This is a genomic window from Streptomyces sp. RK9, assembly GCF_045070545.1.
Taxonomy (GTDB): Bacteria; Actinomycetota; Actinomycetes; order Streptomycetales; family Streptomycetaceae; genus Streptomyces; species Streptomyces alboflavus.
Genome location: NZ_CP173703.1, coordinates 3,874,035 through 3,885,466, shown reverse-complemented (window position 1 = coordinate 3,885,466; position 11,432 = coordinate 3,874,035). Strand labels below are relative to the sequence as shown.

Genomic DNA, 11,432 nt, shown 5'->3' with positions numbered 1-11,432 from the left:
CGTCCGGCACATCGGCGCGAAGAAGAGAAGGAGAGGACGAGAACATGACGGCACGCATTTCCACGCGTCTTGCGCTGATCTCAGGTGCGACGCTGCTGGGCGGGGGTCTCGCGTTCGCCCCCTCGGCCGGAGCGGCCTCGCCGGAGGCCCCGGCACGGACGTCGGCCGGGGCGTCCGCGCCGGCCGGGGCGGAGCAGGCCGCCGCTCCGCCCGGCTGCCCGCGTGAGTACTACTGCGTGTACCTGCACGCGGGGTACCGGGGCGAGGACTACTTCTTCAAGGACGACAACAGGTCGTGGTCGCGCTGGGCGATCTTCAACAACGACTCCTCGTCGTGGAACAACGGTGCCACGGGGCTCGGTGTGGCCCTGTACGGCGAGGAGAACTACGGGCGCAGGCTGGGCTGTCTGCCCAGGGGCCAGGGCTGGACCCAGCACCGGCCGAACGACGACGGCGAGAGCAACAAGTGGATGCGGTGCTGAGGGCCTTCCCCTCCAGTCCCGCTCCGGCTCGCTGAGCGGCACCACACGGCCCGGGGCCGGGCGCGTCGCGAGGAGGATGCGCGCGGGTCCGCCCCGGGACGTCCGGGCACGGCGACAGGGGGGCCGTGCCCGGCCACTGGCCCTCTTCCCCGCCGCCCGCCCCGAACCGCCCCGCCCGTCCCGAACCGCGCCCGAACCGCGCCCGAACCGCCCCGGCCCACCAGGGCGTACCCGACCGGAGGTTCCCATGCAGCGCGTCGTGACACCTCGCCGGGCGGCGGTCGCCGGATGCGTGGCACTGCTGCTCCTCGCCGCGTGCTCCCCGCAGGAGGACGCCGCCCCGCCGCGCTCCGACCGGCCCGGGCAGCCGGACGTACTGGACCGGGCGGCCCTCGCCCGCGTCAAGGGCACCGAGGCGCAGCAGAAGCGGCTCCACGCCGCGCAGGAACAGCTCATCGTCCGCTGCATGGCCGGCCGCGGCTTCGCGTACCGGCCCAACCCCTGGTTCGTGCCCCGTGCTCCCGGTGAGGACGACCCGCGCAGGGGCGATCAGGTGGAGCGGCGCCGCCAGGTCGGGTACGAGGCCGCCGCGCATCTGCGGAAGGTACGGCTCCCCGCGGATCCCAACGCCCCCTACGTGCGGTCGCTGACCACGGCGAAGCGGACCTCGTACACCGCGGCGCTCTTCGGCACGCTCGGCCACAAGGTCCTGGCGAAGCTGCCCGACGGCAGCGAGACCTACATGTACGCCGACGGCTGCAACGCGCGGGCGCTGCAGGACCTTTACGGGGATCTGACGGTGTGGATGCGGGCGCAGATGGTGGCGACCAACCTCGACGCCGAGATCGACCGCAGGCTCCTGAACGACAAGCGGGTCACGGCGCTCGACGCCCCCTGGAGCCGCTGCATGGCCGCCGCCGGGCACCGCTACCGCGACACGTCCGCGGCCAGGTCGGCGGTCTTCGAGGGCTACGACAAGGCGCTGCGGCAGAAGTCCGCGCGCGGGGAGGCCGCGGCGCAGCGCCGCGAGACGGCGGTGGCCGTCGCCGACGCCACCTGCGACGCGTCCGTGGGCCGGGCCCGCCTCGTCCGCTCCCTCGACCGCCACTACCGCGAGCAGGTCGCCGACGACCGCGCCCGTGAGATCGCCACCTACCGGTCCCTGCGCGCGAAGGCGCTCTCGGCGGTGGCGGGCCGGGAGGACGACGCCCGCTGAGCCCGGCTCGCGGGCGCCCCCCGAGGCGCTGTCCCCGAACCCCCGCTTCGCCGAGCCTGTCGCCCCCGGCTCCCCCCGCCCCGTCCGCCCACGGAACCTCTTTGGCCGGACGGACAAAACATGTGCGGGATCTCTGGACCGGCACCGCATGCACGCGGTCATGAACGGGAGAAAGACTACGCGCAAGCTGCCTGCAAGGAGTTTCCCGGGGCGGTGACCGCTCTTTCCTCTTTCGGTTCCTCGCGCAGGCCCTCACCTTTCTGGAGCGCTTTGTCGACGGCGCAAGGACTGCGTTTCCTTTTCCAGGCGTACCGGAACTCCCGCCATGCCCGCCGGATTTCCGAGAAGGGCCCTGCAGCATGAAAGCACCCTTGCCCGAGCCACCCGTAGAGGCGGCTCCCGACGTGTCCGCGGAGACGGAGGTGTCCAGCCCGGACGGCGCCGCCGACGGCACGTCCGTGCAGGGGCGCTCCCTGGGGCGGATCGCCTGGGAGCGCCTCAAGAGCGACAGGCTCGCTCTCGCGGGCGGCATCGTCGTGCTCCTCCTCATCGTCGTGGCCCTGCTCGCCCCGGTGCTCACCGGCCTGATCGGCCAGGATCCCGAGACCCACCACGAGGACCTGATCAACCCGCTGTTCGGCACGCCGACCGGCTCCCTCGGCGGCATCAGCGGCGACCACCTCCTGGGTGTGGAACCGGTCAACGGCCGCGACATCCTCGCCCGCATCCTGTACGGCGCCCGGATCTCGCTGCTCGTCGGCTTCCTCTCGGCCGTGGTCGCGGTCGTCCTGGGCACCGTCCTCGGCATCCTTGCGGGCTTCTTCGGCGGCTGGGTGGACACGGTCATCAGCCGTGTCATGGACGGTCTGCTCGCCTTCCCGCAGCTGCTCTTCATCATCGCGCTGGTCTCCGTCATGCCGAACGACCTGCTGGGTCTCACCGGATCGAGCGTGCGCGTCTTCGTGATGATCCTCGTCATCGGCTTCTTCGGCTGGCCGTACATCGGGCGCGTCGTGCGCGGCCAGGCCCTCTCCCTGCGGACACGGGAGTACGTCGAAGCGGCCCGGTCGCTGGGCGCCGGGCGCCGCTACATCCTCTTCAAGGAACTGCTGCCCAACCTCGTCGCACCGATCATCGTGTACACGACGATGATGATCCCCACCAACATCCTCACCGAAGCGGCACTCAGCTTCCTGGGCGTGGGCGTCAAACCCCCCACGGCCTCCTGGGGTCAGATGCTCTCGAGGGCGATCGACTACTACGACTCGGACCCCATGTACATGGTCGTGCCCGGCACGGCGATCTTCGTCACGGTCCTTGCCTTCAATCTCCTCGGCGACGGCGTGCGGGACGCGCTCGACCCGAAGGGTTCCCGCTGAACCGCGGTGCCCCAGCGGCCCGTGGCACTCACACGGTGTTTCCCGTCAATTCCGGAGGATCCGAGATGGTGACTACCCAGCGCGCCCCAGGGCGGCGCAAGCAGACCCTGGCCGCCGCCGCGGTGGCCGCCGCCCTGCTGACCACGGCGGCGTGCGGCGACGGCAAGGAGGACGCGGCGGGCTATGACGCCGCGAACAACAAGGTGCTCAACGCCAGTTCCCAGAAGGGCGGTGAGCTGAAGTTCGCCGGTTCCCAGGACGCCGACTCCTGGGACACCACGCGCGGCTACTACGGCTTCGCCTGGAACTTCATGCGCTACTACAGCCGTCAATTGCTGTCGTACAAGACCGAGCCCGGAAAGGCGGGCGCGGAACTGACGCCGGATCTCGCCACGAACGCGGGCAGGATCTCGAACAACGGCAAGACCTACACGTTCGACCTGCGCGACGGGATCACCTGGGAGGACGGCAAGCCGATCACCTCCAAGGACCTCAAGTACGGCATCGAGCGCCAGTGGGCGCAGGACGTGCTGTCCGGTGGCCCGGTCTACCTCAAGGACGTCCTCGACCCGGACGGCGCGTACCCGGGCCCCTACAAGGACAAGTCGGCCGACAGACTGGGCCTGAAGTCGATCGAGACGCCCGACGACAGGACGATCGTCTTCAACCTGCCGCGCGCCAACAGCGACTTCACGCAGATGCTCGCGACACCGTCGGCATCCCCCGTGCGCCAGGACAAGGACACCAAGTCCAAGTACACCCTCAGGCCGTTCTCGAGCGGCCCGTACAAGTTCGACGCGTACGCGCCGGGAAAGAGCCTGAAGCTGGTCCGCAACACGCGGTGGAAAGCCGCGTCGGACCCGATCCGCAAGGCGTACCCGGACACCATCAGCGCCAAGTTCTTCGCGAACGCGGGCGACATGGACCAGCGCCTGATCAACGGCGACTTCCATCTGGACCTCAACCAGACCGGTCCGTCGCCGCAGGGTCGCACCACCGCCCTCAAGCAGCACAAGGGCAACCTGGACAACCCGCTCACCAGCTACATCCGTTACGCGGTCTTCCCGCGGAGCGTGCCGCCGTTCGACAACATCCACTGCCGCAAGGCCGTGATCCACGGCGCGGACCACGTCTCGCTGCAGAACGCGCGCGGCGGCCCGCTCGCCGGAGGTGACATCGCCACCAACATGCTCCCGCCGTCCGTGCCGGGCGCCGAGGGGCAGAAGTACGACCCGTACGGCATCGCCGGGGACGGCAAGAAGGGCGACATCGCGAAGGCCAAGAAAGAACTGAAGGCCTGCGGTCACCCGGGCGGCTTCCGGACCACCATCGCGGTCCGCAACAACAAGCAGGTGGAGGTCGCCACCGCCGAGTCCCTCCAGGCATCCCTGAAGAAGATCGGCATCCGGGCCGAGATCGACCAGTACGACGGCGCGCAGACCGCCGGCATCGTCGGCAGCCCCGCCAACGTCAAGAAGAAGAAGTACGGCATCGTCATCGACGGCTGGGCGCCGGACTTCGGTACGGTCCAGGGCTTCGGTCTGCCGCTGTGGAGCAGCAAGTACATCCTGCAGAGCGGCAACAACAACTTCGCCCTGATCAAGGACAAGACGATCGACGGACTCTTCGACTCCTATGTGAAGGAGCTCGACGAGGGCGAGCAGGCGAGGATCGCCAAGGGCATCAACCACCAGGTGATGGAGGGCGCGTACTACCTGCCCTTCACCTTCGAGAAGTTCCTCAACTGGCGCTCCCCGAAACTGACGAACGCGTACACCACCGACGGCTACAGCGGCATGTACGACTTCGTCAACCTCGGCCTGAAGAACGCGAACTGAGCCATGCTCGCTTACCTCATCAGGCGGCTGTTCGCCGCCGCGGTGATGCTGGTGGTCATCGTCGTGGTGGTCTTCTGCATCTTCTTCCTCGTCCCCAAGTGGGCGGGCGTCGACATCGCGTCCAGCTTCGTGGGCAAGCAGGCCGACCCGGCCGCCGTGGCGGCGGTGCGCGAGAAGCTCGGCCTGGGCGACCCGCTATTCGTCCAGGTCTGGGAGTTCTTCAAGGGCATCTTCGCGGGCCGCACCTACGCGGCCGGCGGCGAGGTCACCCACTGCGCCGCGCCGTGCTTCGGCTACTCCTTCCGCAGCGAACAGGCCGTCTGGCCGGTGCTCACCGACCGCCTGCCGGTGACCTTGGGCCTCGCCCTCGGCGCCGCCGTGCTGTGGGTCGTCGTCGGCGTCGCCGCCGGTGTGCTGTCCGCGCTCAAGCGGGGCAGCCTGTGGGACCGGGGCGCGATGGTCGTCGCCCTCGCGGGTGTCTCCCTGCCGATCTACTTCACCGGCCTGCTGTCCCTGGCGGTCTTCGCCTTCGGCCTCGACTGGCTCGACGCGCAGTACGTGCCGCTCGACGAGAGCTTCACCGGCTGGCTCGGCGGCATGATCCTGCCCTGGATCACCCTCGCCTTCCTGTACGCGGCGATGTACGCCCGGATCACCCGGGCCACCATGCTGGAGGTGCTCGGTGAGGACTACATCCGCACCGCCCGCGCCAAGGGCCTGCGCGAGCACACCGTCGTCGGCAAGCACGCCATGCGCTCCACGATGACGCCGCTCCTGACCATGCTGGGCATGGACCTCGGCGCCCTCATCGGCGGCGCCATCCTGACCGAGTCGACGTTCAACCTGCCGGGCCTGGGCCGGGCGGTCCTCGACGCCACCAGGAGCCAGGACCTGCCCGTCGTCCTGGGCGTCACCCTGATCACCTCGCTCGCGGTGCTGCTCGCCAACCTCGCGGTGGACGTCCTGTACGCCGTGATCGACCCCCGAGTGAGGCTCGCATGACGGCGTTCCTCGACGTACGCGACCTGAAGGTGCACTTCCCCACCGACGACGGCCTGGTGAAGTCCGTCGACGGGCTCAGCTTCCAGCTGGACAAGGGCAGGACCCTCGGCATCGTGGGCGAGTCCGGCTCCGGCAAGTCGGTGACCTCGCTCGCCGTCATGGGCCTGCACACCGCCGGCCAGTACGGCAGGCGCACGGCACGGATATCGGGCGAGATCTGGCTGGACGGCACCGAACTGCTCGCGGCCGGCCCCGACCACGTACGGGGACTCCGCGGGCGCGAGATGGCCATGATCTTCCAGGACCCGCTGTCCGCGCTGCACCCGTACTACACGATCGGCAAGCAGATCGTGGAGGCGTACCGGATCCACCACGACGTCGGGGCGAAGGCCGCGCGCAGGCGGGCGGTCGAGATGCTCGACCGGGTCGGCATCCCGCAGCCGGACAAGCGGGTGGACTCCTACCCCCACGAGTTCTCCGGCGGGATGCGCCAGCGCGCGATGATCGCGATGTCACTGGTCAACAACCCCGAGCTGCTCATCGCGGACGAGCCGACCACCGCCCTGGACGTGACGGTGCAGGCGCAGATCCTGGACCTGATCCGGGACCTGCAGCGGGAGTTCGGCTCCGCGGTCGTCATCATCACCCACGACCTCGGGGTCGTCGCCGAGCTGGCCGACGACATCCTGGTGATGTACGGCGGCCGCTGCGTCGAACGCGGTCCGGCGGACCGGGTGTTCCACGAACCCCGCCACCCCTACACCTGGGGCCTGCTCGGCTCGATGCCCCGGCTCGACCGCGACCAGCAGGAACGCCTCGTCCCGGTCAAGGGCTCCCCGCCCTCCCTCATCAACCGCCCCTCCGGCTGCGCCTTCAACCCGCGCTGCCCGTACGCCGACGTCCCCAAGGACGACGTCACCCGCACGGTCCGCCCCGAACTGACCGAGGTCGGCGGGCGGCACTGGGCCGCCTGCCACATGTCGGCCGAGCAGCAGAGGCGCATCTGGGCCGAAGAGATCGCGCCGAAGCTGTGAGCGAGAACCCGAGGACACATCCATGACGATTCCCGACCGAAGCGACGGCACCTCCCCCGCCCCAGCCCCCTCCCCCGCCATGAAGCACGACGGCGAAGCCCTGCTGAAGGTGACGGGACTGCGGAAGCACTTCCCGATCAAGAAGGGCCTCTTCCAGCGGCAGGCCGGCGCCGTCCGCGCGGTCGACGAGCTGGACTTCGAGGTCCGGCCGGGCGAGACGCTGGGCGTCGTCGGCGAGTCCGGGTGCGGCAAGTCGACGATGGGCAGGCTGATCACACGGCTGCTCGAACCGACCGCCGGGACGGTCGAGTTCGAGGGCAGGGACATCACGCACCTCGGCACCGGCGCCATGCGGCCGCTGCGCCGCGACGTACAGATGATCTTCCAGGACCCCTACTCCTCGCTGAACCCGCGCCACACCATCGGCACCATCGTCGGCGCCCCCTTCGGACTCCAGCGCGTCTCGCCCCCGGGCGGCGTCAAGAAGGAGGTGCAGCGGCTCCTCTCGGTCGTGGGCCTCAACCCCGAGCACTACAACCGCTACCCGCACGAGTTCTCCGGCGGTCAGCGCCAGCGCGTCGGCATCGCCCGCGCGCTCGCCCTCCGACCGAAGCTCGTGGTCGCCGACGAGCCGGTCTCCGCCCTCGACGTGTCGATCCAGGCGCAGGTCGTCAACCTCCTGGAAGACCTGCAGGAGGAGCTCGGCCTGACCTACGTGATCATCGCGCACGACCTCTCGGTCGTCCGGCACGTCTCGGACCGGATCGCGGTGATGTACCTCGGCAAGATCGTCGAACTGGCCGACCGCGACGCGCTCTACAAGGCGCCACTGCACCCGTACACCAAGGCCCTGATGTCGGCCGTCCCGATCCCGGACCCCCGGCGCAAGAACGCCAAGAGCGGCCGCATCCTCCTCAACGGCGACGTGCCCTCACCGATCTCCCCGCCGAGCGGCTGCCGCTTCCACACGCGGTGCTGGAAGGCCACGGAGATCTGCGGGACGGCCGAACCGCCGCTGTTGGAGGTGCGGGACGGCCGGCGGGTGGCCTGCCATCACGTGGAGGACGCCGAGGCCCCGGCTCCGCCGGTCCAGCGCGGCTGATCCGGGGCCCGGCCGTGGGGCAATGACCTACGGGCGCTGCCTCACCCGGTCGACGATCCCCCAGTCCACGACGTGCGACAGCTGGGCGTACTTCTTCTTGCCGGAAGCCGAGGTCCGCTCGTCGCGGAAGCCCAGGAACTCATACGAGGCCGGGTCGAAGATCAGGTACTTGCCTTCGTAGGGCTCGCGTCCGGTGTGGGCGATCCCCACCCCGGTCCGTCCGGCGGAGTCCTTCACTCCTGGGATCGTCTTGACGCCGGGCACGAGGGCGAGTGCCTCGTACGCCGCGGGGCGCAGTCCCTGGGGCAGCACCGGGTTCTTCAGGAGCTCGCCGAGCAGCCAGTAGGCCTCGTACCGCTGGAGCTTGTCGAGGTCGCTGATCGGCCGGTCGTCGGACTTGACGCGGGAGCCGAGGGAGAGGATGGACCAGATGAGCTTCTTCGGGTCCTGGGGCAGCTTCTTCAGCTCGCTCCACTTCCGGGGTGGCCACACCTCCCCCCCGGACTCCTCCCACATCTCACGGCCCAGTTCCATGGACAAGGAGGGCTTGGAGACGTCCACCGAGTCCCACATCTCGTCGGTGTAGGTCTTGACCTCGCCGGTCTTCTGCTCGGTCTCCTTGATGATCCGCTTCGAGTAGATGAACTGGTCGTCGCGCGGCGCCACCGGCTGCTTCTCCTGCTTGCGCTCCCACGCGGCCGCCCCGTTCAGCACCGCGGCGGCGTTCTGCACCCGCGGGGTGCTCGTGCCCGGTGCGCCGCCCTCGCCGGAGCCGTCCGTGCCGATCAGCACCGCCGTCCCCGTGACCGCCGTGGCGACCACCGCGGCCGTCGCGAAGCGCAGTGCACGGCGGCGACTCGGGCCGGTGCCGGCGGGCTTGTCCGCGTGGGCCATCGCGTTGAGCAGCCGGTGCCGGGCCCGGTCCCTGGCCGGACCGGTGAGCGGGGCCGCGTCCGCGTCCCACTCCCTCAAGAGTTCGAGTTCGTCATGCATGGTCGGATACCTCTCGCAGTGCCGTCGGATTGGATCCGCCCAACGCTTCGCGCAGCTTGCCGCGAGCCCGGTGCATCCGTGATCTGACCGTGCCCACGGGAATGCCGAGGGCCTGGGCCGCCTCCCCGTAGCTGAGATCCCCCCAGGCCACCAGCAGCAGCACGTCCCGGTGCCGAGCGGGCAGCGCGGCAAGGGCCGCCGCGAGGTCGCGTCCCGCGGCCCGCGCCACCACCCGGTCCGCGGCCCGGTCGGCCAGCGGCTCGTCGTGGTCGGCGGGGGCCGGGATGCGGGCCATGGCCTTGAACCGGCGGGCCTCGGCCCGCCGGTGCCGGCCGATCAGGTTGGTCGCTATGCCGAACAGCCAGGGCCGGGCGTCGGTGCCCGTGCCGCGGGCCGGGTCATAGCGGTGCCGCTGCTGGAACGCGGTGGTGAAGGTCTCCGCCACGAGGTCATCGGCGACCTCGCCGCCGAGGCGGCGGGCCGCATAGCGGTGCACGGCGTCGGCGTGCCGGTCGAAGAGCGCGGCGAACGCCTCGGGCTCATCCCGGGACCGCACGATCACTGAGGCGTCGCTCTCGGCATCGGCACGCGCGGTGCCGATGCCGACGCCTGGTTCGACGGTCATCGGGGCTCCTCTCGTCCAAGGGACGATGCTCGAATACTTGGGCTTTCACCTGTCCTTCGCCCCTCGCGCCGAACCGGTTCCCTCTGACCCGGTCGGCGCGGACTCGGTCTACCGGTTCGCGGCTTCACGAGAGGCGACCCGGTTCGTGCGAACGACCGCGCGGCCCACCGCGTTGCGCACCGCGAGGCCCGGCCGGGTGCGCGGCACCATGAGCCTGGAGAGCAGGCCGACGCGTCGCTGCCGCGGACCCACCTCACGGCGGATCCGCGACTCGTAGGCGGCGAAGGCGCGGGCGTGATCACCGGGATGGGCGGCGAGCTCTTCCGCGAGAGCGTACGCACCCGCCATCGCCATGCTGGACCCGTCACCCAGCAGCGCTGTCGCCGCCGCCGCGTCCCCGAGCAGTACGACCCGGCCGCGGGACCACGACGGCACCCGGACGGTGGTCAGGGGGTCGAAGTACGGGGCGGGGTGGTCGAGGAACGCCGCCACGAGTTCCGGCGCCCGCCACCGCACATCGGCGTAGGCCTCGGCCACGGTCTGCTTGTGCAGGGCGACGTTCTTGCGGTCGTGAGGCGCCGGTTGCGCGGCCCGGAACGTGAAGATCGCGAGCGGAGTGGTCCGCGAGGGGTGGAGGACCAGCATCCGGTTCGGCACGGTCAGCATCGTCATCTCGCTCGGGTCCTCGACGGCGTCGGGTTCCAGCGGCACGGTCGCGCCGTACAGGCCCAGGTCGCCCGCGAACTGCCGCTCGGGGCCGAACACCAGGCGCCGTACGGTGGAGTGCATACCGTCGGCACCGACCACCAGGTCGAAGCGCCGTGGCGCGGACCGCCGGAAGGTGACATCGACCCCGCCTCCGTCCTGGTCGAGAGCGGTGACCGTGTCGTCGAACATGAACTCGGCCTCGGTCCGCGCCGACCGGTGGAGCACCTCGGACAGGTCGGCCCGGGTCACCTCGACCGTCGGCGCCCCGTCCGAGGCGAGCGGGAGTCGCAGGATTCGCCGGCCGCCGGGGTCGAGCAGGGTCAGTGACCGATTGCGGGTGGCGAGCCCGCGGAGCTCCGGGAGGATGCCCATGCGGTCGGCGACCGGGATCGCGGGCCCCTTCACCACGATCGCGCTGCCACCGGAGCGCAGTTGCCGGGCGTGTTCGACGACCGTCGGCCGGTAGCCGCGCCGGGAGAGCCAGTACGCGAGTGCGGGCCCTGCGATTCCGGCACCGACTATCAGCACCTCGGGCTTCTTCATGACGATGACCTCTCGGAGTGTCGACGACCAGGTCCCCGACGAGTGCCGGGGCCGGGTCCCGGGGCGCGGCGGCACGGGGCAGCGCGACCGGACCCAGGTACGAAACCTTTCGTACCTGAGTGGAGCACACTCTTCAGGTACGATTCAAGTCGTACCTGAAGGGGGTGCCGCGTGACCGGGAAGAACCTGGTCGGCCCGGAGGCCGACGCACTCGATCTGGGTGCGGTGTTCCGCGCCCTCGCCGACGAGCACCGTCGTTCGGTGTTGACGCAGTTGGCCGCCGACCGCAGCGACAACGAGCGGGGCTGCAACTCGTTCGACCTTCCGATCTCGAAGCAGACCCAGACCCACCACTTCCGCGTCCTGCGCGAGGCGGGTCTCATCGACGAGATCGACTACGGCAACCGCAAGGGCGTCCGGCTGCGACGCGCGGACATCGAGAAGAGATTCCCCGGGCTGCTCGCCCTCCTGGGAGCAGAGCCTCCGGGCGACTCCGCTCCTCGCTGAGCG

Annotated in this window: 10 protein-coding genes and 1 pseudogene; 8 read left to right on the top strand and 3 right to left on the bottom strand. The window is 70.3% G+C overall.

Annotated elements, in window-relative coordinates:
* Nucleotides 1-44 precede the first annotated feature (44 nt).
* The 7 genes and pseudogenes from AB6L24_RS16115 to AB6L24_RS16085 form a co-directional block, all read left to right on the top strand.
* Nucleotides 45-482: a peptidase inhibitor family I36 protein gene (locus AB6L24_RS16115; protein ID WP_405655945.1), complete on the top strand. Its 438-nt coding sequence runs from the start codon at nucleotides 45-47 to the stop codon at nucleotides 480-482.
* Between the two features lie 247 nt (nucleotides 483-729).
* Nucleotides 730-1,698 (top strand): hypothetical protein, encoded by a 969-nt coding sequence (locus AB6L24_RS16110; RefSeq protein ID WP_405655943.1) that lies wholly within the window; start codon nucleotides 730-732, stop codon nucleotides 1,696-1,698.
* 359 nt (nucleotides 1,699-2,057) lie between these two features.
* Nucleotides 2,058-3,077, top strand: coding sequence for an ABC transporter permease (locus tag AB6L24_RS16105; RefSeq protein WP_405655941.1), 1,020 nt, complete (start codon nucleotides 2,058-2,060; stop codon nucleotides 3,075-3,077).
* 68 nt (nucleotides 3,078-3,145) lie between these two features.
* On the top strand, nucleotides 3,146-4,915 hold the full coding sequence (locus AB6L24_RS16100) for an ABC transporter substrate-binding protein (RefSeq protein ID WP_405657188.1): 1,770 nt from the start codon (nucleotides 3,146-3,148) through the stop codon (nucleotides 4,913-4,915).
* Nucleotides 4,916-4,918: 3 nt separating this feature from the next.
* Entirely contained in the window at nucleotides 4,919-5,917 is a 999-nt protein-coding gene (locus AB6L24_RS16095; protein WP_405655939.1) for an ABC transporter permease, read from the top strand.
* Nucleotides 5,914-6,951 (top strand): ABC transporter ATP-binding protein, encoded by a 1,038-nt coding sequence (locus AB6L24_RS16090; RefSeq protein ID WP_405655937.1) that lies wholly within the window; start codon nucleotides 5,914-5,916, stop codon nucleotides 6,949-6,951. The genes AB6L24_RS16095 and AB6L24_RS16090 overlap by 4 nt, the downstream gene beginning before the upstream one ends.
* Nucleotides 6,952-6,973: 22 nt before the next feature.
* Nucleotides 6,974-8,035, top strand: a pseudogene (locus AB6L24_RS16085) (ABC transporter ATP-binding protein); the annotation flags it as partial.
* A gap of 45 nt (nucleotides 8,036-8,080) precedes the next feature.
* Here the strand turns inward: AB6L24_RS16085 and AB6L24_RS16080 are convergent.
* The 3 genes from AB6L24_RS16080 to AB6L24_RS16070 form a co-directional block, all read right to left on the bottom strand.
* Nucleotides 8,081-9,046, bottom strand: coding sequence for a CU044_5270 family protein (locus AB6L24_RS16080; RefSeq protein ID WP_405655935.1), 966 nt, complete (start codon nucleotides 9,044-9,046; stop codon nucleotides 8,081-8,083).
* Entirely contained in the window at nucleotides 9,039-9,671 is a 633-nt protein-coding gene (locus tag AB6L24_RS16075; RefSeq protein WP_405655934.1) for an RNA polymerase sigma factor, read from the bottom strand. The genes AB6L24_RS16080 and AB6L24_RS16075 overlap by 8 nt, the downstream gene beginning before the upstream one ends.
* A 108-nt stretch (nucleotides 9,672-9,779) precedes the next feature.
* A complete protein-coding gene (locus AB6L24_RS16070; RefSeq protein ID WP_405655933.1) occupies nucleotides 9,780-10,922 on the bottom strand; it encodes an FAD-dependent monooxygenase in 1,143 nt (380 codons plus the stop codon).
* A gap of 171 nt (nucleotides 10,923-11,093) precedes the next feature.
* Here AB6L24_RS16070 and AB6L24_RS16065 point away from each other — a divergent pair, with 171 nt between their 5' ends.
* Nucleotides 11,094-11,429, top strand: coding sequence for an ArsR/SmtB family transcription factor (locus AB6L24_RS16065; RefSeq protein ID WP_405655931.1), 336 nt, complete (start codon nucleotides 11,094-11,096; stop codon nucleotides 11,427-11,429).
* Nucleotides 11,430-11,432: the final 3 nt, after the last annotated feature.